General features: G+C 71.3%; 29 protein-coding genes. 10 read left to right on the plus strand and 19 right to left on the minus strand.

Annotated features, from left to right (window positions below; translation table 11 throughout):
- Positions 1-36 precede the first annotated feature (36 nt).
- The 3 genes from VM685_RS19435 (at position 37) to VM685_RS19445 (ending at position 2,602) form a co-directional block, all read left to right on the plus strand.
- Positions 37-1,314 carry a cytochrome P450 gene (locus VM685_RS19435; protein ID WP_325461829.1) on the plus strand — a complete coding sequence of 426 codons (1,278 nt, stop codon included), beginning with the start codon at positions 37-39 and terminating at the stop codon, positions 1,312-1,314.
- Between the two features lie 62 nt (positions 1,315-1,376).
- On the plus strand, positions 1,377-1,811 hold the full coding sequence (locus tag VM685_RS19440; RefSeq protein WP_325461830.1) for a CHRD domain-containing protein: 435 nt from the start codon (positions 1,377-1,379) through the stop codon (positions 1,809-1,811).
- 128 nt (positions 1,812-1,939) lie between these two features.
- A complete protein-coding gene (locus VM685_RS19445; protein ID WP_325461831.1) occupies positions 1,940-2,602 on the plus strand; it encodes an OmpA family protein in 663 nt (220 codons plus the stop codon).
- Positions 2,603-2,608: 6 nt separating this feature from the next.
- Here VM685_RS19445 and VM685_RS19450 read toward each other — a convergent pair whose 3' ends face one another.
- The 6 genes from VM685_RS19450 to VM685_RS19475 all read right to left on the minus strand — a co-directional run bounded on the left by VM685_RS19450 (position 2,609) and on the right by VM685_RS19475 (position 7,497).
- Positions 2,609-4,213: a M10 family metallopeptidase gene (locus tag VM685_RS19450; RefSeq protein ID WP_325461832.1), complete on the minus strand. Its 1,605-nt coding sequence runs from the start codon at positions 4,211-4,213 to the stop codon at positions 2,609-2,611.
- A gap of 89 nt (positions 4,214-4,302) precedes the next feature.
- Positions 4,303-5,526, minus strand: coding sequence for an acyl-CoA dehydrogenase family protein (locus VM685_RS19455; RefSeq protein ID WP_325462049.1), 1,224 nt, complete (start codon positions 5,524-5,526; stop codon positions 4,303-4,305).
- A 12-nt stretch (positions 5,527-5,538) separates the two neighbouring features.
- A complete protein-coding gene (locus VM685_RS19460) occupies positions 5,539-5,832 on the minus strand; it encodes a putative quinol monooxygenase (RefSeq protein ID WP_325461833.1) in 294 nt (97 codons plus the stop codon).
- A 109-nt stretch (positions 5,833-5,941) separates the two neighbouring features.
- Positions 5,942-6,343, minus strand: coding sequence for a GxxExxY protein (locus VM685_RS19465; protein ID WP_325461834.1), 402 nt, complete (start codon positions 6,341-6,343; stop codon positions 5,942-5,944).
- 52 nt (positions 6,344-6,395) lie between these two features.
- Positions 6,396-6,686: a hypothetical protein gene (locus tag VM685_RS19470; protein WP_325461835.1), complete on the minus strand. Its 291-nt coding sequence runs from the start codon at positions 6,684-6,686 to the stop codon at positions 6,396-6,398.
- Between the two features lie 115 nt (positions 6,687-6,801).
- Positions 6,802-7,497 (minus strand): TerB family tellurite resistance protein, encoded by a 696-nt coding sequence (locus VM685_RS19475; protein WP_325461836.1) that lies wholly within the window; start codon positions 7,495-7,497, stop codon positions 6,802-6,804.
- Positions 7,498-7,558: 61 nt separating this feature from the next.
- Here VM685_RS19475 and VM685_RS19480 point away from each other — a divergent pair, with 61 nt between their 5' ends.
- The 3 genes from VM685_RS19480 (at position 7,559) to VM685_RS19490 (ending at position 12,211) form a co-directional block, all read left to right on the plus strand.
- Entirely contained in the window at positions 7,559-11,194 is a 3,636-nt protein-coding gene (locus VM685_RS19480; protein ID WP_325461837.1) for a hydantoinase B/oxoprolinase family protein, read from the plus strand.
- Between the two features lie 23 nt (positions 11,195-11,217).
- Positions 11,218-11,817: a hypothetical protein gene (locus tag VM685_RS19485; RefSeq protein WP_325461838.1), complete on the plus strand. Its 600-nt coding sequence runs from the start codon at positions 11,218-11,220 to the stop codon at positions 11,815-11,817.
- Positions 11,818-11,959: 142 nt separating this feature from the next.
- A complete protein-coding gene (locus VM685_RS19490) occupies positions 11,960-12,211 on the plus strand; it encodes a DUF1294 domain-containing protein (RefSeq protein ID WP_325461839.1) in 252 nt (83 codons plus the stop codon).
- Here the strand turns inward: VM685_RS19490 and VM685_RS19495 are convergent.
- The 6 genes from VM685_RS19495 to VM685_RS19520 all read right to left on the minus strand — a co-directional run bounded on the left by VM685_RS19495 (position 12,196) and on the right by VM685_RS19520 (position 18,083).
- A complete protein-coding gene (locus tag VM685_RS19495; RefSeq protein ID WP_325461840.1) occupies positions 12,196-13,356 on the minus strand; it encodes a pyridoxal phosphate-dependent aminotransferase in 1,161 nt (386 codons plus the stop codon). The genes VM685_RS19490 and VM685_RS19495 overlap by 16 nt on opposite strands.
- A 9-nt stretch (positions 13,357-13,365) precedes the next feature.
- Positions 13,366-14,145, minus strand: coding sequence for an acyl-CoA thioesterase domain-containing protein (locus VM685_RS19500; protein WP_325461841.1), 780 nt, complete (start codon positions 14,143-14,145; stop codon positions 13,366-13,368).
- A gap of 42 nt (positions 14,146-14,187) precedes the next feature.
- The gene (locus tag VM685_RS19505; RefSeq protein ID WP_325461842.1) at positions 14,188-15,465 is read right to left on the minus strand and encodes a dicarboxylate/amino acid:cation symporter; all 1,278 of its coding nucleotides are present in this window, start codon (positions 15,463-15,465) and stop codon (positions 14,188-14,190) included.
- Positions 15,466-15,568: 103 nt separating this feature from the next.
- Positions 15,569-16,744, minus strand: coding sequence for a zinc-dependent alcohol dehydrogenase (locus VM685_RS19510; RefSeq protein WP_325461843.1), 1,176 nt, complete (start codon positions 16,742-16,744; stop codon positions 15,569-15,571).
- Positions 16,745-16,756: 12 nt separating this feature from the next.
- Complete coding sequence (locus VM685_RS19515) at positions 16,757-17,299, minus strand: hypothetical protein (protein WP_325461844.1); 543 nt, start codon at positions 17,297-17,299, stop codon at positions 16,757-16,759.
- Positions 17,300-17,378: 79 nt separating this feature from the next.
- Entirely contained in the window at positions 17,379-18,083 is a 705-nt protein-coding gene (locus VM685_RS19520; RefSeq protein ID WP_325461845.1) for a Crp/Fnr family transcriptional regulator, read from the minus strand.
- Between the two features lie 140 nt (positions 18,084-18,223).
- On the opposite strand from VM685_RS19520, the gene VM685_RS19525 reads away from it, so the two are divergent.
- The 3 genes from VM685_RS19525 to VM685_RS19535 all read left to right on the plus strand — a co-directional run bounded on the left by VM685_RS19525 (position 18,224) and on the right by VM685_RS19535 (position 19,024).
- A complete protein-coding gene (locus VM685_RS19525; RefSeq protein WP_325461846.1) occupies positions 18,224-18,385 on the plus strand; it encodes a hypothetical protein in 162 nt (53 codons plus the stop codon).
- A 73-nt stretch (positions 18,386-18,458) separates the two neighbouring features.
- The gene (locus VM685_RS19530) at positions 18,459-18,650 is read left to right on the plus strand and encodes a hypothetical protein (RefSeq protein WP_325461847.1); all 192 of its coding nucleotides are present in this window, start codon (positions 18,459-18,461) and stop codon (positions 18,648-18,650) included.
- A gap of 89 nt (positions 18,651-18,739) precedes the next feature.
- On the plus strand, positions 18,740-19,024 hold the full coding sequence (locus tag VM685_RS19535; protein WP_325461848.1) for a hypothetical protein: 285 nt from the start codon (positions 18,740-18,742) through the stop codon (positions 19,022-19,024).
- Here the strand turns inward: VM685_RS19535 and VM685_RS19540 are convergent.
- The 5 genes from VM685_RS19540 to VM685_RS19560 form a co-directional block, all read right to left on the minus strand.
- Positions 19,021-19,242, minus strand: a complete 222-nt coding sequence (locus VM685_RS19540; protein WP_325461849.1) for a hypothetical protein — start codon at positions 19,240-19,242, stop codon at positions 19,021-19,023. The two genes, VM685_RS19535 and VM685_RS19540, sit on opposite strands and share 4 nt — an antisense overlap.
- 239 nt (positions 19,243-19,481) lie before the next feature.
- Positions 19,482-19,661, minus strand: a complete 180-nt coding sequence (locus VM685_RS19545; RefSeq protein WP_325461850.1) for a hypothetical protein — start codon at positions 19,659-19,661, stop codon at positions 19,482-19,484.
- Positions 19,662-19,765: 104 nt separating this feature from the next.
- Positions 19,766-20,578, minus strand: a complete 813-nt coding sequence (locus tag VM685_RS19550) for a peptidylprolyl isomerase (protein WP_325461851.1) — start codon at positions 20,576-20,578, stop codon at positions 19,766-19,768.
- A 171-nt stretch (positions 20,579-20,749) separates the two neighbouring features.
- The gene (locus VM685_RS19555; RefSeq protein WP_325461852.1) at positions 20,750-21,400 is read right to left on the minus strand and encodes a beta/gamma crystallin-related protein; all 651 of its coding nucleotides are present in this window, start codon (positions 21,398-21,400) and stop codon (positions 20,750-20,752) included.
- A gap of 183 nt (positions 21,401-21,583) precedes the next feature.
- Positions 21,584-22,219 (minus strand): hypothetical protein, encoded by a 636-nt coding sequence (locus VM685_RS19560; protein ID WP_325461853.1) that lies wholly within the window; start codon positions 22,217-22,219, stop codon positions 21,584-21,586.
- Positions 22,220-22,418: 199 nt separating this feature from the next.
- On the opposite strand from VM685_RS19560, the gene VM685_RS19565 reads away from it, so the two are divergent.
- Positions 22,419-23,117 (plus strand): pirin family protein, encoded by a 699-nt coding sequence (locus VM685_RS19565; protein ID WP_325461854.1) that lies wholly within the window; start codon positions 22,419-22,421, stop codon positions 23,115-23,117.
- Between the two features lie 193 nt (positions 23,118-23,310).
- Here the strand turns inward: VM685_RS19565 and VM685_RS19570 are convergent, their stop codons facing one another.
- Complete coding sequence (locus tag VM685_RS19570) at positions 23,311-23,520, minus strand: hypothetical protein (RefSeq protein WP_325461855.1); 210 nt, start codon at positions 23,518-23,520, stop codon at positions 23,311-23,313.
- 113 nt (positions 23,521-23,633) lie between these two features.
- On the minus strand, positions 23,634-23,873 hold the full coding sequence (locus tag VM685_RS19575) for a DUF3297 family protein (RefSeq protein ID WP_325461856.1): 240 nt from the start codon (positions 23,871-23,873) through the stop codon (positions 23,634-23,636).
- Positions 23,874-23,962: the final 89 nt, after the last annotated feature.

Below are 23,962 nucleotides of genomic sequence, written 5' to 3' on the forward strand. Positions count from 1 at the left end.
CGGTCACCCAACGGACCGCCACGGGGAGGACCAGCCATGGACGACGGCTCCATCGACGTGAAGCGCGCGGCGCGGGAAGCGGCCTATTCGATGCCGCTCGACCAGATCAATCCGGCCGACCCGGAGCTCTTCCGCACCGACACCATGTGGCCCTACTTCGAGCGGCTGCGGAAGGAGGACCCGGTCCACTGGGCGGAGTCCGGTTTCGAGGACGTCGGCCCCTACTGGTCGGTCACCAAGTACAACGACATCATGGCGGTGGACACCAACCACGAGGTCTTCTCGTCGGAGCCCACCATCGTCCTCCCGGACCCGGCGGAGGACTTCACCCTGCCGATGTTCATCGCCATGGACCCGCCCAAGCACGACGTGCAGCGGAAGACCGTGAGCCCGATCGTCGCCGGCCCGAACCTCGCCCGGCTGGAGCCGATCATCCGCGAGCGGGCGGCGAAGATCCTCGACGACTGCCCGATCGGCGAGGAGTTCGACTGGGTGGACAAGGTCTCCATCGAGCTCACCACCATGACGCTCGCCACCCTGTTCGACTTTCCCTGGGAGGACCGGCGCAAGCTCACCCGCTGGTCGGACGTGGCCACCGCCTCGCCGGACTCCGGCCTGTTCAGCTCCACCGATCCCGACATCGCCGAGCAGGAGCGCCGCGCCGAGCTGTTCGAGTGCGTCGACTACTTCATGCGGCTGTGGAACGAGCGGGTGAACGCCGAGCCGAAGCCCGACCTGATCTCCATGCTCGCCCACGGCGAGTCCACGCGGAACATGGACCGCATGGAGTATCTCGGGAACCTGATCCTGCTGATCGTCGGCGGCAATGACACCACCCGCAACACCATCACCGGCTCGGTGCTGGCCCTGCACCAGAACCCGGACCAGGACCGCCGCCTGCGCGAGGACCACAGCCTGATCCCGTCCATGGTCTCCGAGACCATCCGCTGGCAGACGCCGCTCGCCTACATGCGCCGCACCGCGCTGCGCGACTTCGAGCTCGGCGGCAAGACCATCCGCCAGGGCGACAAGGTCGCCATGTGGTACGTCTCGGGCAACCGCGACGAGGAGGTCATCGAGCGGCCCAACGACTACTGGATCGAGCGCCCCAGGGTGCGCCAGCACCTCTCCTTCGGCTTCGGCATCCACCGCTGCGTGGGCAACCGGCTGGCCGAGCTGCAGCTGAAGATCATCTGGGAGGAGATCCTCGCCCGCTTCCCGAAGATCGAGGTGGTGGGTCCGCCGCGCCGGGTCCTCTCCTCTTTCGTGAAGGGCTACGAGCGCCTGCCCGTGGTGATCCCGACGCGCAATTGACGCAGTCGCCCGGCAGGGTTTCAGTCGCACCGCTCAGGTCGGGGGACCGGAGGAGACACACCATGACCTACGCCCCACTCGGCGCCGCCGCCTTGGCCCTCGCCCTCGTCGCCCTGCCCGCCCAGGCGCAGGACGGCGGCCGCCCGCTCAGCGCCCACATGACCGGCGCGGCCGAGAAGCCGAACCCCGGCGACCCCGACGGCTCCGGCCACGCCACCTTCCGCGTCAACGTCGGCCAGTCGCAGGTCTGCTGGGAGCTGATGGTCGAGAAGATCGGCGCGGCCACCGCCGCCCACATCCACAAGGCCGGCCCCGACGCCGCCGGCCCGCCCGTGGTGCCGCTGACCGCCCCCGGCGCCGACGGCAAGAGCTCCGGCTGCGCCACCGCCTCGGCGGACGTCGTGAAGGACATCCTGCAGAACCCGGCCGGCTACTACGTCAACGTCCACAACGCCGAGTTCCCGCCCGGCGCGGTGCGCGGCCAGCTCTCGAAATAGCCCCTCCGGGCGTGATCGGGCGGCGCCACAATGGCGCCGCTTGATTTCCCACAATGGCAACCCCGCGCCGCGGGCGCACGTTTGCGCCGGAACGACTGGGGGCGGTCTTCCGGAACCGGAGAGGTAAGATGCTGAAGAAACTCGTGCTGTTCGGCGCCGCGGCGGCGCTCGCGGCCTGCACCACCACCGACCCCTACACGGGCGAGCGCGTGCGCGACAACCGCGCCACCGGCGCCATCCTGGGGGCGCTCGCGGGCGCCGGCCTCGGCTACGCGACCAACACCAACAAGAGCGAGGAAGGCCGCCAGAACGCCCTGATCGGGGCCGGCGTCGGCGCCCTCGGCGGCGCGGCCGTCGGCCACTACATGGACCGCCAGCAGGCCCAGCTGCGCGAGCAGCTCCGCGGCTCCGGCGTCGACGTCACCCGCCAGGGCGACGACATCGTCCTGAACGTGCCGGGCGACATCACCTTCGCCTACGACCGGGCCGACATCCGGCCGGAGATGCGCGATCCGCTCGAGCGCATCGCCCGCACCCTGCGCGACTATCCCTCCACCACCGTGGACGTGATCGGCCACGCCGACTCCACCGGGTCCGACGAATACAACCAGGGCCTCTCGGAGCGCCGGGCCTCCTCGGTCGCCACCTACCTGACCGACCGCGGCGTGATGCGCGAGCGGCTGTACATCGCCGGCCGCGGCGAGAGCCAGCCCAAGGCCTCCAACGACACCGACGCCGGCCGCGCCCAGAACCGCCGGGTGGAGATCATCCTGAAGCCGCTGCGCGGCTAGGGAGCCTCAGGCCCCGAACAGCCAGTCGCCGGTCAGGGAGGAGAGCTGGACGCCCACCAGCACCACCTGGCCGGCGCCGCCCATGGTCACCACCACGTCGGCGCCACTCTGGGCCACGCTGTAGGTGGTGCCGGGCAGGAGGTTGATGCGGTCGCCCTCGGCGCGGCTGAAGTCGAGGATCCGGTCGATCCCGGCGTCGGCGTGGCTGTGGAAGATGTCCGCGCCCGCGCCGCCGCTCAGGGTGTCGTTCCCGCGGTCCCCGGCCATCCAGTCGTCCGAGGCCCCGCCCGTCAGGGTGTCGTCGCCCTGGCCGCCGCGCACCACGTCCGCGCCCTCGCCGCCGTCCAGGGTGTCATTCCCCAGATTGCCGTAGACGATGTCGCCGCCGGTCTCGCCGAACAGCCGGTCGTTGTCCTTGCCGCCCACGACCCAGTCGTCGCCGTCGCCGCCCCAGGCCGCGTCGTCGCCCATGTTGCCGTGGATGTCGTCGAAGGCTCCGCCGCCGGTGAGGCTGTCGTTCCCCTCGTCGCCGCGCAGGAAGTCCTGCCCGTCGCCGCCGCCGATGGAATCGTTCCCGAGCCGTCCGAACACGCTGTTGGCCGCGCTGTTGCCGGTGATGGTGTCCGAGCCCGACCCGGCGATGACGTTCTCGATCACCGTGGTGGTCGCGATCGCCACGTTGCGGCTCCAGGTGTAGGTGTCCGCCGCCCCGAAGGCCTGGTTGAGGAAGCTCGCGTATCCCGCCCCGTAGACGCCGGTCCAGTAGGCCGCCTGCGCCTGGCCGGACCAGTAGGCGATGCTGGAGAACTCGCCCGGCGTCAGGTTGACGATCGAGGCGCGGCTGTGCGCCGACAGGTCGAAGGTGTCGATCCCGCCGGTGTCGTAGACCGTCTCGAAGATCGCGTTGGCCTGCGACCAGCTGTAGACGCTGTCGCCCGGCGCTGCGGCCAGGTCGGCGCCGTACTTGGCCTGGATGGCGATGATGTCGAACAGCATGGGCGTCGACGGCATGACCAGCGCCCCTCGCCACTCGATGCCGCCGGCCGTCGCCGAGACGGTCTTGAGGTAGGCGTCGCCGGCGTCGTCGTACGACATGATCGTGTAGCGCTGGTTGTCGTACTCCGCCGGGAGGGTGGTGGCCCCTTCGAACGGGTGCTTCAGGCCCAGGGCGTGGCCGAGCTCGTGGATCAGCGTGTGGAAATCGTCCGTGGTCGGCGAAAAGGCGCTCGGCTTGGTGGAATCGTCCAGCCAGATGTCGCCCGCCCAGGTCGGTCCCGTGCCGACGGTGGGCGCGCCATAGGCATAGGCCACCGCGCCCTCGGTGAAGTCGTCCACGTCGGTGAAGGCGACCCGGATCTGCCCCGGTGACTGCTGGTCGTTCGTCTCGGCGAAGCCTGGGGCGATCAGGCGGTCCCAGGCGGCGATGGCGGTGCGGAAGGCCTGCGCCTGGAGCGCGTTCAGCGCGCCGTAGCCGGCGTTGTCCTGCTCTTCGCCCGCCGAGTAGCCCGGCCAGAGGCTGGCCAGGCCCGGGATGCTGAAGGTGATCGTCGAGCCGACCCATTCGCCGGGTTCGACGAGGGACGAGATGATCTGCTGCGTCGTGATAGGCAAGGCCGCCCCCGCGGTGGAAACGGCCCTACCCTATCCGAATTCCTTTCCAGAACCTTCCCCAAGCGGGTGAGGCCCGGCGTCGCGTCGCCTCAGAGGCCCAGCACCATCTTGGCCATGATGTTGTGCTGGATCTCGTTGGACCCGGCGTAGATCGAGGTCTTGCGGTAGTTGAAGTACATGGGCGCCACGGTGGCCGCATAGTCGGGGCCGGCGCGGGCTTCGTTGGTCCGCCCGTCGAGCTCGGCCCAGGTGTCGCGCACGAACGGCTGGGCGTAGATCCCCGCCGCCTCCAGCGCGAGCTCGGTCATCGCCTGCTGCATCTGGCTGCCTTCCAGCTTCAGCATCGAGGACACCGCCCCCATGGCCTCGCCGTTGGCCCGGCCGGCGAACACCCGCAGCTCCGTGGCGTTCAGCGTGCCCATCTTGATCTCGATCTCGGCCAGCTTCCGCCGGAAGTCCGGGTCGTCCAGCATCCGCCCGCCGCGCCCGTTCTGCTCGACCGAGGCGATCTTCTTGACCTTGTTGAGCATGTTGGAGAGGCCCGGCGCATAGGCGTTGCCGCGCTCGAACTGCAGCAGGTACTTGGCGTAGGTCCAGCCCTGGCCTTCCTCGCCGATCCGGTTGGCCACGGGCACGCGGACGTTGTCGAAGAAGACCTGGTTGATCTCCTGGTCGCCCTCCGGCGGGCCGTCCAGGGTCGGGATCGGCACGATCTGGATGCCCGGCGTCTTCATGTCGAGCAGCAGGAAGGAGATGCCCTGCTGCCGGATCGCCTCGTTGGAGGTCCGGACCAGGCAGAACATCCAGTCGGCCCACTGGGCGTAGGTGGTCCAGGTCTTCGAGCCGTTGAGGACATAGTGGTCCCCGTCCCGCTCGGCCTTCAGGGCCAGGGAGGCGAGGTCCGAGCCCGAGCCGGGCTCGGAATAGCCCTGGCACCACCAGACGTCGGTGGAGAGGATCTTCGGCAGGTGCTGGGCCTTCTGCTCCGGCGTGCCGAAGGCCATCACCACGGGCGCGCACATGCGCAGGCCCATGTTCGAGGTCGAGGGCGCGCCGGCCAGCGCCATCTCCATGTCGAAGACGTACTTCTTGCCGAGGCTCCAGCCGGTGCCGCCGTACTCCACCGGCCAGTCGGGCGCGATCCAGCCCTTCTCGTGCAGCCGCTTCAGCCAGCGGACCTGGCCGTCCTTGTTGATGTGGCCGTTCTTCGACTGGGCCATGCGCGCGCGCATGTCGTCGTCGAAGGCCTCGGCGATGAAGGCCCGGACCTCGTCCCGGAACGCGAGGTCCTCAGCGGTGAATTCGAGGTCCATGGCCATGGTCCATCACCCCACGCCGTCGAGGTATTCGACGTTCGGCGCGCCCGCCAGCACGCCCATGAACTTCGGGCCGGCGGCCTTGAAGTAGGGGGTGCCGCCGTGGTGCTTCAGGGCGTCCTCGTCCGCGTAGAGCTCGAGCACCTTGTAGGTGTTGGGCTCGGTCCGGCTCTTGGTCAGCTGGTAGGCGAGGTTGCCCGGCTCGTTGGCCCGGACCTGCTGCTGCAGCTCCCCGAAGAAGGCTTCGAACTCCTGCGCCTTGCCGTCCTGGATCTTCAGCGTCGCGATCACCCCGATGGTCATGCCGTCCTCCCAACGTTTGTTTGAAGCCGCGACGGTAGTGGCCCCGCCCCGCAGCGGCAAGCGCGTCCCTAGGGAAGGGAACCACGAAAGGCACGAAAGGCACGAAAGCTCAGAGCGCGAAGCGCTCGATCTTCACCTTCGGAAGGGCGCCGAAGTTCACCAGGAGGCCCAGCCTGAGCCCACTGGCCTTCAGGTAGTTGAGTGTCTGCGCCCGATGCTCGGGCGCGATCTCGCGCACGGCCTTGAGCTCCAGGATGATCCGGTCAAAGCACACGAAGTCTGCAACGTAGCTGTGGCGCAGCGGCCGTCCGCGATAGCTCAGCGGCAAGGAGTGCAGCGCAGCGAAGGGAATGCCGCGCGCCTCGAACTCGATCGCCAGGCACTCCTGATAGACACCTTCCAGGAAGCCCGCGCCCAGCGTGGCGTACACGGCGAAGACAGCGCCTTGGATCCCGAACACCTCGTCGGGATAGAGGAGCTTTTCGTGTCTTTCGTGACTTTCGTGGTTCATCCAGACGGCAGGCTACGCCTTGCCGTTGATGAGAACAATGCGAGAACTTAGGCTAGCTGCGCTCGTTCCAGCCGTAGGCGACCCAGTGGTGGCCGCCGAGGTGGCGGGCTTCGATGACGCCGTCGGCGCGCTGGCGGGCGCGGGCGGTGCGGCGGGCGCGCATGGCGAGGCCGGCGAAGGCGAGCAGCGCCGAGGCCATCAGCGCGATCACCACCACGGTGGCGGCGAAGAACACCGCGAGCACGACGCCGACGACCACCGCGGCGGCGGTGGCGAGGCTGGCGCCCAGCACAGCGAAGCTGCGGAGGGCGGATCCGTGCCGGGCGGCGAAGTCTTTCACCATGGCGTCCTCACTTGCGCCCTCGGGTCGGGCCCTCGGGCAGGGCTTGAACCAACTATGTCGGCCCGCGGGTCCCCCTCGTCAACAATCTATGAGGGTTAAGGCCCCGAATTGGGCATCATGCGACGCCCTCGAGCGCCCAGGCGCGGCGCTCGCGCATGATGGCGTCGAAGGCGGCGTTGATCGCCGCGGCCTTGGCCTCGGCGACCTCGATGAACTCGCTGGGCAGGCCGCGGCCGCGGGCCCGGTCCGGGTGGGCCTCGGAGAGCTGCGCCCGCCAGGCGGACCGCACCGCCTCGTCGGTGGCGTCGTGGGCGATGCCCAGCACGGCGTAGGGATCGTCCTTCTCCGCGCCCAGGTGGACCGCCTTGATCCGCCGGAAGGTGAGCGGGCTCTGGCCGAACAGCTCCGACACCCGCTCCAGGTAGGTGAGCTCGTCGGCCGTCACCGCCCCGTCGGACGTCGCCACGTAGAACAGGCCGTCCAGCACGTCCTCGAGGATCTGCGGGCAGTGGCGGTAGCGCTTGGCGAGCCGCCGCGCGTAGCTCTCGAAGCCGCGGGTGGTCTGGCGGGCCAGCTGGTAGAGCCGGCGCACATTGCCCTGGCTGCCGTCCTCCGGCTGGAACACCTGGGCGAAGGCGGAATATTCGTCGGCGTGCGCGTCGCCGTCGGCCTTGGCGAGCTTGGCCCCAAGCGCCGTCACGGCCGTGGAGAAGGCCGGGTCCTCGCCGGGCAGGCCGGGCGGGCATTCGGCGCATTCCGCCTCGTCGAGGTTGCGGACCGCCAGCCCCGCGATTTTACGCCAGAAGCTCATCGGAGTAAGTCCAGCCTTAAGACCATGGCGCCGCCATGACAATTCATCGGGACGTTAAGTTTTGGACAGGCGGTGGAGTTTCTGGATCGATCGCGGCGGCACCTTCACCGACGTGATCGGCCGGGCCTCCGATGGTCTCGAGATCTCCGCCAAGCTCCTCTCCGCCTCCCCCGCCTATACGGACGCGGCGGTGGAAGGGATGCGCCGCCTCCTGGAGGTGGCCCCCGGCGAGCCCTTCCCCGCCGCCCGGGTCGACGCCATCAAGATGGGCACCACGGTGGCCACCAACGCCCTGCTCGAGCGGGCCGGCGCCAAGACCCTCCTGGTCACCACCGAGGGCTTCGCCGACGCCCTGATGATCGGCGACCAGTCCCGCCCCGAGCTCTTCGCCCTGGTCATCCGCCGGCCCGAGCCGCTCTACTCGGGCGTGGTCGAGGCCGGCGAGCGCCTGGCCGCCGACGGCGCCGTCGTCCGCCCCCTGGACCGCGAGGCCCTGGGCGGCAAGCTCCGCGCCGCGGTCGCCGAGGGCTACACGTCCTGCGCGGTCGCCTTCCTGCATTCCGACCTCGACCCCGGCCACGAGATCGCCGCTGGCGAGCTGGCGCGCGAGGCGGGCTTTCCCTTCGTGGCGCTGAGCCACGAGGTCTCGCCCCTGCCCCGCTTCGTCCCCCGCGCCGAGACCACCGTCGCCGACGCCTACCTCACCCCGATCCTGCAGGCCTATGTCCGCCGGGTGGCCGACGCCGTGGCCGGCGCGCCGCTCTACTTCATGACCTCGGCGGGGGGGCTTGTGCGCGCCGAGGCCTTCCGCGGCCGCGACGCGGTGCTCTCCGGGCCCGCCGGGGGCGTGGTGGGCGTCGCCCGCACCGCCGCGCAGGCGGGCTGCGACGCCGTGCTCGGCTTCGACATGGGCGGCACCTCCACCGACGTCTGCCGCTACGCCGGCCGGCTGGAGCGGCGCGACACCGCCCGGGTGGCCGGCGCGCGCCTGCGCACGCCCATGCTGGACGTGGAGACGGTGGCGGCCGGCGGCGGCTCGGTGCTGACCTTCGACGGCATGCGCGCCCGCGCCGGCCCGGCCAGCGCCGGCGCCCAGCCCGGCCCCGCCTGCTACGGCCGCGGCGGCCCACCGGCCGTCACCGACGCCAACCTGGTGCTGGGCCGCCTCGACCCGCAGTTCTTCCCGAAGGTGTTCGGCCCCGCCGGCGACGCGCCGCTCGATCCCGACGCCGCCCGCGCCCGCCTCGCCGAGCTGGCGCAGGCCATGGGCGCCGAAAGCGTCGAGGCCGCCGCCGAGGGCTTCGTCGCCGTCGGCGTCGAGCAGATGGCCCAGGCCGTGCGCCGGATCTCCACCGAGCGCGGCTTCGACCCGCGCGAGCACGCGCTCACCGCCTTCGGCGGCGCCGCCGGCCAGGTGGCCTGCCAGACCGCCGAGGCGCTCGGCGTCACCCAGGTGCTGTGCCCGAAGTACGGCTCGGTGCTCTCCGCCTGGGGCATCGGCCAGGCCGAGGTCACCGCCCTGCGCCAGGCCGGGCTCGACCGGCCGCTCGCGGCCGAGGGCCTCGCCGCCGCCACCGCCCTCCTCGACGAGACCGAGGCCGAGGCCCGCCGGGCGCTCGCCGAGCAGGGCGCTGAGGCCGGTTCGGTCCGCCGGACGCTGCGCCTGCGCTACGACGGCGCCGACGCCGAGCTGCCGGTCGAGGCCGGCGACCTCGGGTCCGCCAAAGCCCAGTTCGAACAGGCCCACCACCGCCTCTTCGGCTTCACCGAACCCGACCGCCCCATCCTCATCGCCGCCGTGGAGGCCGAGGCCACCTCTACCGCTCATCCCCGCGAAAGCGGGGACCCAGGCTTCTTCCGTTCGGGACAGCTGGGCCAATCCGCGCCGCCTGAAGCTCCGCGACAATCAAAACACCTGGGTCCCCGCTTCCGCGGGGATGAGCGGGTGAAGATGTTCGCAGCGGGCCAGTGGCACGAGGCCCCGGTCGTTCCGGCCGACACCCTCACCGCCATCGACGGCCCCGCCCTGGTCGTGCGCCCCGACACCCAGATCGCCATCCTGCCCGGCTGGCGCGCCACCGCCGACGCCGACGGCCTCGTCCGCCTCACCCGCACGCGCACCGCCCAGGCGCAGCAGATCGCCCTCGACCGGCCCGACCCCGTCACCCTGGAGCTGTTCAACCGCCGCTTCATGGGCGTGGCCGAGGCCATGGGCGCGGCCCTGGAGCGCACGGCGCATTCGGTGAACATCAAGGAGCGGCTCGACTTCTCCTGCGCCCTGTTCGACGCCGACGGCGGCCTGGTGGCCAACGCCCCGCACATGCCGGTGCACCTGGGCTCCATGGGCGCCTCCGTCCGCGCCGTCCGCGACCGCCACCCGGTGCTGAAGCCCGGCGAGGCCTATGCGCTCAACAACCCCTACGCCGGCGGCACCCACCTGCCCGACATCACCGTCGTCATGCCGGTGTTCATGGCGGAGGCGGACGCCCGGCCCGCCTTCTACGTCGCCGCCCGCGGCCACCATGCCGACGTGGGCGGGGTCCAGCCCGGCTCCATGCCGCCGTTCTCCAGGTCCATCGAGGAGGAGGGCGTCCTGCTCGACGCCCTGCCGATCATGCAGGGCGGCCGCTTCCTGGAGGCCGAGACCCGCGCGGCCCTGCTGGCCGGCCGCTTCCCGGCCCGAGCGCCGGACCGCAACCTCGCCGACCTGAAGGCCCAGATCGCCGCCTGCCAGGCGGGCGCCTCCGCCGTCGCCCAGATGATCCGCACCCACGGCTCCGAAGCCGTGGCGCGCTACATGACCTTCGTGCAGGAGAACGCCGCCCAGTCGGTCCGCCGCGCGCTAGGTCGGCTCTCGGACGGCGGGGCCCGTGTCCCCATGGACGGCGGCGGCGAGATCGTGGTCCGCACCACGGTGGACGCGGCCGCCGGCGAGGCGGTGCTCGACTTCACCGCCTCCGCCGACCAGCTCCCCTCCAACTTCAACGCCCCCTCGGCGATCGTCGACGCCGCGGCGCTCTACGTCTTCCGCACCCTGGTGGACGACGACATCCCGCTGAACGCCGGCTGCCTGAAGCCGCTCCGGATCCTCACCCGCGACGGCTCGATGCTGGCCCCCCACCCGCCGGCCGCCGTGGTCGCGGGCAACGTCGAGACCAGCCAGCACGTGGTCGACGCCCTCTATGCCGCCCTCGGCGTCATGGCCAACGCCCAGGGCTCGATGAACAACTTCACCTTCGGCGACGAGGCCCGCCAGTACTACGAGACCATCTGCGGCGGGGCGGGCGCGACGGCGGATGCGGACGGGACCAGCGCCGTCCACACCCACATGACCAACTCGCGCCTGACGGACCCGGAGATCCTGGAGCGCCGCTTCCCGGTCCGCGTGGAGGCCTTCGCCATCCGCCACGGCTCGGGCGGGGCGGGCGCGCACCGGGGCGGCGACGGGGCGGTGCGCCGCATCCGCTTCCTGGCCCCCATGGAGGCGGCCCTGCTCTCCTCGCGCCGTGAGCACGCCCCCCAGGGCCTGGCCGGCGGCGCGCCCGCCCTGCCCGGCCGGCAGCGTTTGCTCGCGGCCTCGGGCGAGGTTACTGAACTTCCTGGCTGCTTCTCCGTTACAGTGAAGCCAGGGGACGCCATCGAGATCGAAACCGCGGGGGGCGGAGGGTTCGGTCGCGCGGCGCCCGAAAATCGCTGAATTTCAGGATGATGACTGACGGTATGACCGCGCTTGCTCTTGCTCTGGCCCTGATGGCCCAGGACCCCGCCGCCGCCACCGTGACCACGGCCCCCGCTCCGGCGGCCGAGGCGCCCGCGGACACCCACCCGACCGGCGCGCCGAAGGAGGACTATCCCTTCGTCGCCTGGTGCTATGGCGCGCTGCGCGGCTACCTCGACCTGCACGACCAGATGCTGCCCGAGGTCCGGCGCATCGAGTCCGCCTACCGGCCGCCGAACCGCACCCTCGCCGAGGACATGAAGGTCTACGCCGACCAGCAGAAGTACGGCCAGGGCAAGCTCAAGGACTTCCAGGCCGCGCTCACCGCCGCCGAGAAGGCCAGCCTGCGCCCGATCAACCAGCAGGGCGCCGCCGCCGTGCGCCAGGGCCGCTCCATCTGGAACGCCGGCCCCGAGGTGAAGAAGTCCACCGTCGCCCAGATGTGGATGAGCTGGGCCCTGCCGGCGAAGTGCGAGACCGTCGCCGCCAGCCTCGAGAACCGCGCCAAGCTCATGGGCACGGCCTTCAAGGTCAACGCGCTGGAGGAGGAAGCGCCGGCCGAGGCGCCCGCGCCCGCGGCCGCCGAGACCCCCGCAAACTGACCTTCCTTTCCCGCGAAGCGGGAGAGGAGGGGCGCGGGGCGGTTTCTTTCCTAATCTCAGTATACTGAACGCCGTTCAGTCGCGTTTCGTTAAGCGCTGGCCCGCTACGCCTTATCCTATGTTGGCGTTCGTTCTTGCGTACGTGGCGGGCATCAATGCGGCCGCGCTGGCCGTGTTCGCGGCCGACAAGCGCAACGCCCGCAGCCGCAAGCGCCGGTTCCGCGAGCGCCACCTCCTGGCGCTGGCCGCCCTCGGCGGCTCTCCGGGAGCCATCGCCGCCCAGCGGCTTCTGCGCCACAAGACGAAGAAGGAGCCGTTCCGCACCTGGCTCGGCCTGATCGTCTTCGTCCAGCTCGTGGCCGTCTGCGGCTGGGTGGCCTACCGGCTCATGTAGGCGGCGAGGCGCGCCAGCCCCTCGGCGTTCTTCTCCGGCCGGGCGGCGAAGCACCAGCGCAGCCACCCCTCCCCCTCCGTCCCGAAGGCCGAGCCCGGCGCGAGGCCCAGCTTCGCCTCGGCGATCAGGGTGCGGGCCAGGTCCACCGAATTCTCGCAGCCCTCGATGCGGAAGAAGGCGTACATGCCGCCGTCCGGCTCCGGCGCCTCGATCCCCGGGATCGCCCGCAGGCCGCCCAGCACCTGGTCCTTGGCCGCCGAGAGCTCAGCGCGCAGCTCGGCGATCCACGGCTCCCCTTCCTCCAGGGCCGTCAGCGCCGCGTGCTGCACGAAGTCGGGCGCGCAGGAGGTGTTGTACTCCAGCAGCACGCCCACCGGCTCCACCAGCGCCGGCGGCAGCACCATCCAGCCCAGCCGCCAGCCGGTCATCCGCCAGGCCTTGGAGAAGGAGTTGACGCTGATCACCCGGTCCTCGGGTTCGGCGAGCTCCAGGAAGGAGGCGGCGTGGTCGCGGCCGAAGGTCAGCCGCTCGTAGACGTCGTCGGCGATCAGCCAGATCCCGTACTTGCGGCACCGCTCCAGCACCGCAGCGCGGTCCTCGGCCGGAAGGGTCCAGCCGGTGGGGTTGTTCGGCGAGTTCAGGAACAGGGCGCAGGTGTCGGGCGTCAGCGCGTCCATCAGCCGGTCGAGGTCGAGCCGCCAGCGCCCCTGGGCCGCCTGCACGGCCAGCGTCTCCACCTGGCCCGACATGATGCGGGGGATCTCCGCCACATTGGGCCAGACCGGCCCGGTCACCACCACGCGGTCGCCGGGCGACACCACCGCCTGGGCGGCGATCATCAGGCCGCTGACCCCGGCCGAGGTGACCGCCAGCCGCTCGGCGCCCACCGGCCGGCCGTGCAGCCGGCCGAGATAGGCCGACAGCGCCTCGCGCAGCTCGGGCCGGCCGAGATTGTGGGTGTAGTAGGTCCGCCCCGACATCAGGGCCTCGGCCGCCGCGCGCCGGACCGGCTCCGGCGTCGGCAGGTCGCCCTCGCCGAACCAGAACGGCAGCACGTCGGGCCGCCCGAGCGCCGCATTGGCCACGTCCCGGATCTGGGACGATCGAAGGGCGAGGACCTCGGGACGCGCGACGGGCGGGTGCATATGGGGCTGCTACCCCGCCGCCCGCTTCTGCGCCAGCGCGCAGCAGGCGGCCGAGCCGATCGGGCCGGCCTCGTCGTAGAGCAGGCACTCGCCGATCCCGACGCCGTCGGTGGAGCCGTGGTTGATCACCTCGAAGCCCACCCACTCGGTCGTGGGCTCCCGGTGCAGGTACACGGTGATGTCGGTGTTGATGTACTCCAGCCCCTTGTCGCCGGCGTTGGCGAAGGGGCTGGCGAAGTCGGCGGCCACCGCCACCCGGGTGAACGGCGTCAGGGCCCGCCCCTCCACCAGCTCGCGCACCTCGCTCATCCAGGTCTTCCGCGGCCCGACGGTCCCGAAGGCGCCGGTGATCGGCCGCATCGCCCACATGCCGCCCATGCCCATGCGCGGGTCCTGCGGGACCGGGATGTCGGCCGGCTTCGGCGCGTCCCAGTTGTCGGGCTTCCAGACGTTGCCGGTCGTGGGCTCCGTGCGCCGCAGGAGCTGGCAGGTGGCCCGCCCGGCCGAGACCCCGCCGGAGACGAACTCCGCGTCGATCACCTTGATCCGGTAGCCGTCGCGCACGACGCGCGTGGTCACCTCCACGGGCGACAGGTCCGGCAGCCGGTACATGTCCACCGTCAGCCGGCCCGGGATGTAGTCCGGCCCGCCGTACAGCCGCTCGATCTCGTGGCCCAGGAGCCCGATGATCACCCGCCCGTGCAGGGAGTTCGGGTTCCACGGCCCGCGGCTGGCGGGGGTGGGGACGTAATGGTCCCCGTCGATTCGAAAGAAAGGTTCGTTCTGCATGGCGCGGGACCATGCCCCACGTTCCGCGCCGTCACCAAGCCCCTACCCCAGCGCCGGCTCCGCGTCGGAGTCCACCGCCGGGTCGGGTTCCTCGCCGCGGGCCAGGATGGCGGTCACCGCCATGTCGCCGGTGACGTTGCCGACCGTGCGGAAGATGTCCGGGATCACCTCCACCGCGATCAGGATCGGCAGCAGGTCCAGCGGCAGGCCCAGGACCAGGCAGATCGGCCCCGTCGACATGAAGAACGACACCTGGCCCGGCAGGCCCACCGAGGCGACGCTGACCGCCAGGGCGATGATCACCGCGCCCAGGTACTGCACCGGCGTGGGCTCGATCCCGTAGACCTGGGCCACGAAGATCGCCACGCCGAGGTTGGCCACCGGGCTGGTCAGCTTGAACACCGAGACCGCCAGCGGCAGCACCAGGCCCGTGATCCGGTCGGGCACGCGCAGCTGGTCGCGGCTCTGCTCGATCATCGCCGGCAGGCAGGCGATCGAGGACTGGGTGGCGAAGGCGGTGACCTGCACCGGGCCCAGCGCCCTGAGCCACAGCCCCAGCGGCACGCGCCCGACGACCACCGCCGCGGTCAGCGCCACGAGGATGATCCCCACCTGGGCCAGCACCACGGCGGCGATGTAGTGGCCGATGATCCCCGCCGCCCCGACGCCGGCCCTGAGCCCCACCCCCAGGCACAGGGCGAACACGCCCACCGGCGCGGCCCACAGCACCCAGCGGACGATCTCCACCATCGCCGCGGCGATGGAATCGAAGAACTCGGTCAGGGCCACCCGCCGGGGCTCCGGCAGCCGCGTGACGGCGAAGGCGAAGAAGCCCGCGAACACCACCAGCGGCAGGATCGAGTCCTCGGCCGCGGCCTTCACCGGATTGGTCGGGGCCAGCGCCTTCACGAACTCGCCGAAGCTGGGGGTCGCCTGCACCTCGGCGGGCGGCGGCGGGGCGCCGGCGGTCAGCGCCGCCGCGCCCGCCTCGCTCACCGGCCAGATCGCATAGAGGCCGTTGCCGAACAGGATGGTCCAGGCGCAGCCCACCAGCAGGAAGCCCAGGAACCAGGCCAGCGCCCGGACCGCCAGCCGGCCGGTGGCCGCCGCGTCGGCGACGCTGGCGATGCCCACGACGAGCACCGAGAACAGCAGCGGCACCACCGTCATCCGCAGGCCGTTGAGCCACAGGGTGCCGATCGACTCCACGCCCTCGATCAGCCCGCGCAGGCCCTCGCCGCCGTACGCCGCCGCGGCCGCGCCCAGCCCCAGCCCCGCCACGAGCGCGATCAGCACCCGCACGCTCAACGATCGCAGCATGTGTGGACGTCCCCCAACAGCCAAGCGCGCAACCTAGAGCGGCGATGGGGGCGGCGCCAGCGGCTCCTCCCCCGTTCGCGCGGCGTCCGGGGGAGGCGCCTGCCTACGGCTTCAGCACCACCTTGATGCAGCGGTCCTGCTTGTCGCGGAAGATCTTGTAGAGCTCCGGCCCCTTGCCGAGCGGGGCCACGTGGGTGACCACGAAGGTGGGGTCGATCTCGCCCTCGTCGATCCGCCTGAGCAGGTCGTCGGCGTACTTGCGCACATGGGTCTGGCCGGTGCGCAGCGTCAGGCCCTTGTTCATCAGGGCGCCGACGGGGATGGCGTTGCTCATGCCGCCGTAGACGCCGGGCACGGACACTCGGCCCGCCGCCTTGCAGGCCATGATCGCCTCGCGCAGCGCCACCGGCCGTTCGGTCTCGAGCTTGAAGGCGGTCTGCACCCGGTCCATCAGCTCCAGGATCGCCGTCGGCCCGTGCGCCTCGATGCCCACGGCGTCGATGACCACGTCAGGCCCGTGGCCGTCGGTCATCTCCTTCAGGGTCTGGATGACGTTGATCCCGCGCCGGTCCAGCGGCTCGGCGCCGAGGCGCGCGGCCATCTCCAGCCGCTCCGGCACGTCGTCGATGGCGATGATCCGCTTGGCGCCCATCACCTTGGCCGACAGCACCGTCATCTGGCCGACCGGGCCCAGGCCCCAGACCGCCACCGTGTCCTCGGGCCCGACGTTCACCTGCTCGGCCGCCTGCCAGCCGGTGGGCAGGATGTCGGACAGGAACAGGTACTTCTCGTCCTCGCCGGCCTTCGGGACCTTGATGCAGGTGGTGGCCGCATAGGGCACCCGCAGGTACTCGGCCTGGCCGCCGGCGTAGCCGCCGGTGATGTGCGAATAGCCGAACAGCCCGGCCACGCTGTCGCCGAAGAAGGCCTTGGCCAGGTCGTTGTTGCGGTTGGTCGTCTGGCACGCCGAGAAGTTCTGCTTCAGGCACTGCTCGCACTCGCCGCAGGTCATCTGGAACGGGACCACCACCCGGTCGCCCACGTTCAGGCCGCGGGCCTTGGCCTCGGCGCCCACCTCGACCACCTCGCCCATCGGCTCGTGCCCCAGGACGTCGCCCACGCACATGGTCGGCACGAAGCCGTTCATCAGGTGCAGGTCCGAGCCGCAGATGCAGGTGGAGGTGATCTTGATGATGGCGTCCTTCGGGTCCTCGATGATCGGGTCCGGGACTTCCTCGCAGCGCAGGTCCTTCTTGCCCTGCCAGCAGATCGCTTTCATGGCTTTCGCTCCCTACTCGCAGTTGCGCTTGACGGTGCTCATGCGCACCGCGGTGACCAGGTCGAGGGCGGTGACGGCGAGCACGAAGCCCAGCGCCGCCTTGGCGTTCCCGCGCTTGGGGTTCTCCGGCTTGTCCAGCGAGGCCAGCACGGCGATGTCGCAGATGTCGCCGGCCACCCGGGCCCACAGCATCTCGGACTTCGTCGGGTCGCCCGCCAGGGTGAAGCCGGTCCACAGCTCGCGCGCGCCGAACAGCGCCTGCACGACCGGGGCCGAGGATTCCACGCCGAGCGTCCGCTTCACGCTCTTCGGGAAGAGGAGCCCCCAGAGGCCCAGGCCGATGGCCGTCTGGCCGATCATGTAGGAGAGCTGCGGCGTCACGGCCGGCTTGGCGCGCACCCGGTCGGCGAACAGGCTGGCGCGATGCTGGCCGATCGGCAGGTTCATGGGCGAGGGCGCGCCGAAGCTCCGGCGCTCCGCGTGTCTGGAGGTGATGTCCGGGCGCGCCCGTCCCGGCGCGGTCCCGGTTTCGCTGTAAGTGTCAGCGGCGGTCATGAATGGCTCCCGTCGATCCCCCGACGAGGGCCCAAGCGGCCGCGCCGCCCGAATGTTCCAGCCTTGGCTTTTGAAAGGCTTAGCGCCGGCGGTGCGGGTGGAGCATGGCTTCCGTGCCGCGCTGGATGGCCTCGTAGCACTCGCAGGAGGTGCGCTCGAGCGCCCGGCGGTCCTCCACCGTGATCTTGCCGCGCACATAGGAGATGAGGCCGCGCGCCTGCAGCTCCGAGGCGATCGCGGTGACCGTGGTCCGCTGCACGCCCAGCATGATCGACAGGTGCTCCTGGGTGAGCGGCAGCAGGTCCGAGTTCAGCCGGTCCTGGGTCAGCAGCAGCCAGCGGGCCAGCCGCTGCTCGGCCGAGTGCAGGCTGTTGCAGGCCGTCGACTGGGCCGACTGGATGATCGTCGCCTGGGCGTGGTGGACGATGCAGCGGGTGAGCTGGGCGCTGTCCTCCGCCGCCGCCCGCAGCCGTTCCAGCGGCAGCCGCCAGGCCTGCCCGCTCACCTGCACGATCATCCGCTCGTAGGAGATCGGCGAGCCCAGGGCGTGCAGCAGCCCATAGCCGCTCTCCCGCCCGATGGTCCGGCTCTCCACCTGGGCGCCGTCGCGCATCACCGTCACGATCGACAGGATGCAGTCGATGGGCAGGTAGACGTCGACGATGGTCTGGCCAGCCTCGTCCAGCAGCTCGTTGCGCTGGAGCGCCACCTCGCTCAGGTGCGGGCGCAGGCCGGCGATATCCCGCGGTTCCAGACTGTCCAGGAAGTGGTTCCTCAGGGCCATGGTCTTCACAACGCAGAACCGGGGCTGTGGGGTTCACGCCCGGCCGGGCCAAGGAACAGGGGCGATCGTGGGTTGTTCAGTAGACTGTATCTGTTCCTGACGAGACGAGTTGACCCGTGAGTGGACCCTTCTCCGAACCCATGACCGTCACCACCGTGGAGGGGGAGGTCGTGGTGCTTGGCCCCGACGCGATTGGCGTGTCCCTGACGCCGGCCTCCGCCGAGGAATCCGCCCATCGCCTCCTGCGCTGCGCCGAGGAAGCCCGCCGGACGGCCACCGGCCCCCGCGACGAATTGGCCTGAGACCCTATGTCGGAAGTTGTGCAGACGCCCCCGATTCAACCGGCTATCTCTTCCTGCGGACGGGGAAGAAGACGTGGGCGAACTGCTCCTTTACGCGCTGGACGAGGCGGGCGAGACCGCCTTCGCCGAACAGCTGCAGGCGGCTGACCGGGCCAACGCCCGCGCCTTGGCCGAGGCGCGGCTGCGCGAGCACCATGCCGTCGAGGTCTGGGACGGGCCGCTGTGCATCCTGCGCCTGCGCCGGCGGCCGTTCGCCGCCGCCTGAAACGGCCGCCGTCACAACATAAAGCAAGCCGTGGCGGGATCGAACCGGCCGCTCGGCCGTTACCTAAGCTCACCCACAAAGGAGAGCCGATGGCGCACGCCCGTAAGCAGCTTCCCATCTTCCCCGGCGCCGGTGAGCTCCGCTATCGGGGATTCAAGGGCCAGGTCGACTATGAGATCCTGGGCGAGCCGGCCAGCCTGAGGTTCGGCCCCGCGCGGCTGCGCGGCTCCATCATCACGACGCCCGAGATCGCCGCCGACGCGTTCCGCGAGGGTGAGGGCGTGCTGACGCTGGAGAACGGTGCGACGTTCCGGCTGGTCATGCTCGGCCACACCACCGGCAGCGACAAGGCCTACTTCGAGATGCGGGTCTAGCCCGCCAGGGCTTCGCACACCTGAGCGGCGGGCGCGCTGGCGCGCGGCAGGGTGAAGACCAGCAGGTCCTCCTCCCAGAGTTCCGCGCGCAGCCCGTCCGGCCGCTGGGCCAGCAGTTCGCCGGCGCGCTGGATCGCCTCGTCGCGGGTCAGTTCGGGCAGGACCTCGAAGTGGGGAACGCCGCCCGAGGATCGGTGTACGTAGCAGAGATAAGGCATGACGAACTCCCTCGATGCTGGCGGGAGCTGTCCCTTGTGACGGGATCTGTCTCTCGGTCGCCGGCGGCCAGACGCCACAGCCAGCGATGAAGGCATTGTGCGCCTCATCGAGGCGGAACCCAAGCCCTTTTCAGGTCCTCGCGAATATTCCCGCGGCCGCCGACACTAAGTCAGGTACCCGCCATAGCAGCCAGCCTTAACAATTGCTGATATCCACAGGCCGGTCGGCGAGCGGAGACTTAGCCGGCTCTCGCCTGGTAGCGCACGGAGAGCCCTGCGCCGGCATCGCCCACGTCGGCGTCACGCAGCCGGCGCGCCACTTCGTCCAGCGCCAGGACCTGCCGGTCGAACCGCGCGACCTCCTGGCCCTGTTGCTGGACGATCCACGCCCCGGCCTGTTCGATCACCTCGAACTTCATCGAAAACGCCCCTCGGTACTCCACCACGTGCGATAGGCGGCTTCGGGTTAACACACCAACTGCGCGCAGGGCGGGCGCCTGCTACCGGTTGTCGCAGCCGATAACTATCGCGATGCGCGTACCGGGACCTCGACGTCGCAGACGCTGAAGTCCGCGCCCTTCCTCGCCTTCAGCTCGCCCACCCGGCGCGCGAACGCCGGCCCGCGCTCGTTCAGCACCTCGAGCGCCGGGCGCTCGCCGGGCGGCAGGTCGGCGGCCACCCGCACGCGGATCATCCGGTCGGGTTCGGACGGCGGCTCGCCGACCCGGATCGCCCGCACCACGTCCAGACCCTGCACCACCCGGCCCCAGACCGCATAGTCCCTGTCCAGCCGGCGGGCCGGGGCGCGCATGAAGAAGATCTCCGAGTTGGCCGTGCCCGGATCGGCCTGCCGCCCCATCCCCACCACGCCGGCGCAGTAGGCGCCCCAGGCGCGCATCAGCCGGTCCGGGGCCCGCGCGGCCTCCGCCTCCGAGACCGCCTCGAACGGCGTCGCGCCCACGAAGCCGGCCACGCCGTCGCTGCGGCGCGCGACCACCGCCTGGGGGCCGCCCGGCGTCAGCTTGAAGGTGAACTCCGGCGGCAGGTCCGGATGGGCCGAGGTCCCGCCGTCCCGGTTGTTCGGGTTGCCCGTCTGGTCGACGAAGCCGTCGATCACGCGGTGGAACAGGAGGCCGTCGTAGACCCCCTCCCGCGCCAGCAGCTTCACCCGCTGCACCGCAAGCGGCGCGAACTCCGGCCGCATCTCGACCACGATCCGCCCCTTGGAGGTGTCCACCACCAGGGTGTTCTCCGCCGCCAGCGGCCGCCAGTCCGCAGGCGGCGGGGCCTGGGCGGCGAGCAGCACGGCGGCGGCGGCGAGTAAGGCTCTCCTCATCGAATCTCCCCCTCTCCGTTTGCGAGAGAGGGTAGGGTGAGGGCGGCGCCGGCGTCACGTCCTGAACCACCGTGGGACCCGAACCCGCAGGCCCCGCCGGAGCGCCTTGGCTCGACGGCCTCCGCCGCCCGCACCCCTGCCCGCTCCCGCTCGAGGGAGAGGGGGAGGCCCTCAGTACTTCCGGCAGAGCACGTCGCGCAGCACCGGCGTGCGGCCGACGATCTGGCCCTCGGGACCGAGCGCCCGCGGGGCCCGCTCGCTGGAGTCGAAGTAGACCGCGGCCCCCAGGCCCTGACGGCGGCAGAAGCTGTTCGCCCCGTTGGCGCCGGCCGCCAGGTCCATGCCGCGCACCGTCGGGCGGGCGAAGAACACGCTGCGCGCGCCTTCCACGCCGCGCGTGTCGGGCCGGCCGCCACCCGGGCCCCAGCCGCCGCCGGGCCGGCCGTCGTCGTCGTCCCAGTCCGGCCGGCCGCCCCCGTCGCCGCGGCCGACCGGCTCCAGCGAGGTGATCCGCTCGGCGAGCGCCATGGTGTTCAGGTCCGGCACCTCGCCGGTCAGCTCGACGCAGCGGCCCTCGAAGTTCGCGTGCTCGCACAGCCGCCAGCGGCCGGTCAGGCGCAGGCTGTGGGCGCGGTCGTTGAAGGCGTAGTTGGAGAGGTTGGACACGTCGCCCGAGATGGTCACGCTGCGGCCGGCGAAGTTCGCGCCCTCGTAAAGGGTCGCCGTCGGGCCGCGCCCGCCGCCGCCGCGCGGCTGCGCCTCCGCCGCGCCGGCCAGCGCCAGGGCCGCCAGGCCCGCGCAGATCAGGGTCGTCTTGGTCATGTCCAGCTCCTCAAGCCTCGGCGCCCTTCATGGCCAAGCTCGGCTGAACCGCCGATGAAGGCGCCCGGAAGCGGCCGTTCAGGCGGCCGCTTCAAACCCACGAGAAGGGAAGCGGCCGTTCAGGCGGCGGCTTCAAACCCCGGGAAGGGCGGCGGCCGTTCAGGCGGCCGCCGCCCTCCGCGCTCACCGCCGCTGGGTGGTGGTCTCGGTCGTGCCGGTGGAGTTCGCCGAGGTGCCGGTGGCGCCGCTCGTGGCCGTTCCGGCCGCCGGCGTCGAGGCGCCGGTCGCCGCCGTCGAGCCGCCCTGGGCGCCGCCGCCCACCGACCCGCCGGCCGCCATCTGCTGCTGCACCACCTGGGCCAGTTCCTGCGGGGCGCTGGTCGCCTTGCACTGGGCCTGGCCGCCGGTGGAGACCGCCAGCACGTTGACGCTCACGCCGCAGACGTTCGCCGCCAGCTGGACCGGCAGCTGGATGTTGATCGGCACATTGGCCCGGTCGATCTGCAGCCGCACCGACAGGTCGTTCAGCACGTCCTGCAGGTTGACGTTCACCAGGCTCGGGATGCTGCTGGTCGACGGCCGCGGGACGCTCGTCCCCGTCGTCGTGCCCGCGTTCGTCCCCGTGCCGGTCTGCGCGGTGGTGGAGGCGCCGGTGGAGCTGCCGCCGGTCCCGGAGGCGCCGCCGCTGGCCGGCGCGGCGGCGGTGGTGGTGCCGGTCCCCGCCGCGGCGCTGGGGCCGTTGTTCCCGTCGGTGGCGCAGGCGGCGGCGAACGGCAGGGCGAGGCTGGCGATCGCGAGCGACTTGATCGTGTGGTTCATGGGGTTTCCATTCCCTCTGGGGTTCTTGCCGCCACGCTCAACGCGGACCGCACGGGCCGGTTCGTTGGCGCACGGATCATCTCCAGTCCGGAAACAATCTTCTGCGCGAGCACTGGTTTATGTCGCCTCCGGCAAGCCTATCTTAGCCGTCGAAAGCGGGCGCCCGGCGGCGCCCCCAGAAGCCCCCAGGAGATCCAAGATGATCGAGCGCAGACCGTTCGACCGCCTCGGCGGCGCCGACCACGGCTGGCTGAAGGCCCGCCACCACTTCTCCTTCGCCAGCTACTACGACCCGCAGAAGATGGGCTGGGGTCCGATCCGCGTCTGGAACGACGACGAGATCGCCCCGCGCTCCGGCTTCCCGCCCCACCCGCACGCCGACATGGAGATCATCACCTATGTCCGCGAGGGCGCGATCACCCACCAGGACAGCCTGGGCAACCAGGGCCGCACCGAGGCCGGCGACGTCCAGGTGATGAGCGCCGGGACCGGCATCCGGCATGCGGAGTACAATATGGAGCCTGAGACCACGCGGATCTTCCAGATCTGGATCGAGCCCAAGAGCCGCGGCGGCCCGCCCGCCTGGGGCGCCAAGCCCTTCCCGAAGGGCGACCGCGCCGGCCGTTTCGTCACCCTCGCCTCCGGCCTGCCCGGCGACGAGGACGCCCTGCCGATCCGCACCGACGCCCGCGTCTCCGGCGCCACCATCCGGGCCGGCGAGACGGCCGAATACGCTCTGGGCGCCGGACGCCACGCCTATCTGGTGCCGGCGGCCGGCGCGGTGGAGGTCAACGGCGTCCGCCTGGACGCCCGCGACGGCGCCGCCATCGCGAACGAGGACGTCCTGCGGATCACCGCCCTGGAAGACGCCGAGGTGGTGCTGGTCGACGCGGCTTAGGACGCCCCTCCTCTCCCCCCGGCGAAGCCGAGAGGGGAGAGGGTAGGGAGAGGGGTGGCGCCGAGGCGCTGACGCAGGGCGGCCGGTCGAGGGCCCTGGATCGGAAGTGTGGGGACGTGGGCGCGGCCGAGCCGCCCCTCTCCCTACCCTCTCCCCTCGCACTTCGTGTCGGGGGAGAGGCGGGCGCCCTGCCTCAATGGCAGGTCGGCGGCTCCACCACCGCCTCGTCCCACTCGCCGGGGATCTCCTGGATCAGCACGTGGCGCGGCTCGGCGTCGACGCGGGCGTAGGCGCCGGCCGCCTCCAGGGCCTCGGCCTGGGTGGCGTAGCTGCCCAGCTCGCCCTCTTCGTCGTCCACCAGCAGCCATCGGCCGCCGTGGGCCACCACCGTCAGATCGAACATGTCACCGTCCCGCCCAGATGACGAGGTTATCCCACCCTCTCGCGAGGGTTGCGTCGTGTCAGCCGGTCGCAGGCGGTGCGGCAGGGCGCCGCAGCCAGGTCGCGGGGCGGGCCTCAGCCCTCGCGGAAATAGGGCTCGACCTCGCCCTGCAGCTTCAGGGTCAGGGGCTTGCCGCGGCGGTCCTTGGCGTTGCCGGCGACCACCCGCACCCACCCTTCGGAGACGCAATACTCGTCTACGTTGGTCTTCTCCTCGCCCTTGAACCGGATGCCCACGTTCCGCGCGAGGACCTCGGCGTCGTAGTAGGGGCTGTCGGGATCGGTGGAGAGGCGGTCGGGAGGGGTGTCGCTCATGGCCGCCCCCTCGCATGGGCCGGGCCCGCGATCAAGCGCGGCGTTGGCGCGGAAATCGTCGCGGCTCGCGAAAAAGTCAATGAAAGCAG

The organism is Phenylobacterium sp., from assembly GCF_035539035.1.
Classification (GTDB): domain Bacteria; phylum Pseudomonadota; class Alphaproteobacteria; order Caulobacterales; family Caulobacteraceae; genus Phenylobacterium.

What these genes read in the sequence shown, in the direction of transcription:
- VM685_RS19515 (WP_325461844.1), bottom strand. Translation starts at nt 17,299, where the DNA reads ATGACCGCCGCTGACACTTACAGCGAAACCGGGACCGCGCCGGGACGG.
- VM685_RS19535 (WP_325461848.1), top strand. Translation starts at nt 18,740, where the DNA reads ATGGCGCACGCCCGTAAGCAGCTTCCCATCTTCCCCGGCGCCGGTGAG.
- VM685_RS19565 (WP_325461854.1), top strand. Translation starts at nt 22,419, where the DNA reads ATGATCGAGCGCAGACCGTTCGACCGCCTCGGCGGCGCCGACCACGGC.
- VM685_RS19555 (WP_325461852.1), bottom strand. Translation starts at nt 21,400, where the DNA reads ATGACCAAGACGACCCTGATCTGCGCGGGCCTGGCGGCCCTGGCGCTG.
- VM685_RS19440 (WP_325461830.1), top strand. Translation starts at nt 1,377, where the DNA reads ATGACCTACGCCCCACTCGGCGCCGCCGCCTTGGCCCTCGCCCTCGTC.
- VM685_RS19495 (WP_325461840.1), bottom strand. Translation starts at nt 13,356, where the DNA reads ATGCACCCGCCCGTCGCGCGTCCCGAGGTCCTCGCCCTTCGATCGTCC.
- VM685_RS19540 (WP_325461849.1), bottom strand. Translation starts at nt 19,242, where the DNA reads ATGCCTTATCTCTGCTACGTACACCGATCCTCGGGCGGCGTTCCCCAC.
- VM685_RS19485 (WP_325461838.1), top strand. Translation starts at nt 11,218, where the DNA reads ATGACCGCGCTTGCTCTTGCTCTGGCCCTGATGGCCCAGGACCCCGCC.
- VM685_RS19500 (WP_325461841.1), bottom strand. Translation starts at nt 14,145, where the DNA reads ATGCAGAACGAACCTTTCTTTCGAATCGACGGGGACCATTACGTCCCC.
- VM685_RS19570 (WP_325461855.1), bottom strand. Translation starts at nt 23,520, where the DNA reads ATGTTCGATCTGACGGTGGTGGCCCACGGCGGCCGATGGCTGCTGGTG.
- VM685_RS19505 (WP_325461842.1), bottom strand. Translation starts at nt 15,465, where the DNA reads ATGCTGCGATCGTTGAGCGTGCGGGTGCTGATCGCGCTCGTGGCGGGG.
- VM685_RS19520 (WP_325461845.1), bottom strand. Translation starts at nt 18,083, where the DNA reads ATGGCCCTGAGGAACCACTTCCTGGACAGTCTGGAACCGCGGGATATC.
- VM685_RS19435 (WP_325461829.1), top strand. Translation starts at nt 37, where the DNA reads ATGGACGACGGCTCCATCGACGTGAAGCGCGCGGCGCGGGAAGCGGCC.
- VM685_RS19510 (WP_325461843.1), bottom strand. Translation starts at nt 16,744, where the DNA reads ATGAAAGCGATCTGCTGGCAGGGCAAGAAGGACCTGCGCTGCGAGGAA.
- VM685_RS19455 (WP_325462049.1), bottom strand. Translation starts at nt 5,526, where the DNA reads ATGGACCTCGAATTCACCGCTGAGGACCTCGCGTTCCGGGACGAGGTC.
- VM685_RS19560 (WP_325461853.1), bottom strand. Translation starts at nt 22,219, where the DNA reads ATGAACCACACGATCAAGTCGCTCGCGATCGCCAGCCTCGCCCTGCCG.
- VM685_RS19445 (WP_325461831.1), top strand. Translation starts at nt 1,940, where the DNA reads ATGCTGAAGAAACTCGTGCTGTTCGGCGCCGCGGCGGCGCTCGCGGCC.
- VM685_RS19550 (WP_325461851.1), bottom strand. Translation starts at nt 20,578, where the DNA reads ATGAGGAGAGCCTTACTCGCCGCCGCCGCCGTGCTGCTCGCCGCCCAG.
- VM685_RS19475 (WP_325461836.1), bottom strand. Translation starts at nt 7,497, where the DNA reads ATGAGCTTCTGGCGTAAAATCGCGGGGCTGGCGGTCCGCAACCTCGAC.
- VM685_RS19460 (WP_325461833.1), bottom strand. Translation starts at nt 5,832, where the DNA reads ATGACCATCGGGGTGATCGCGACGCTGAAGATCCAGGACGGCAAGGCG.
- VM685_RS19575 (WP_325461856.1), bottom strand. Translation starts at nt 23,873, where the DNA reads ATGAGCGACACCCCTCCCGACCGCCTCTCCACCGATCCCGACAGCCCC.
- VM685_RS19470 (WP_325461835.1), bottom strand. Translation starts at nt 6,686, where the DNA reads ATGGTGAAAGACTTCGCCGCCCGGCACGGATCCGCCCTCCGCAGCTTC.
- VM685_RS19525 (WP_325461846.1), top strand. Translation starts at nt 18,224, where the DNA reads ATGACCGTCACCACCGTGGAGGGGGAGGTCGTGGTGCTTGGCCCCGAC.
- VM685_RS19465 (WP_325461834.1), bottom strand. Translation starts at nt 6,343, where the DNA reads ATGAACCACGAAAGTCACGAAAGACACGAAAAGCTCCTCTATCCCGAC.
- VM685_RS19545 (WP_325461850.1), bottom strand. Translation starts at nt 19,661, where the DNA reads ATGAAGTTCGAGGTGATCGAACAGGCCGGGGCGTGGATCGTCCAGCAA.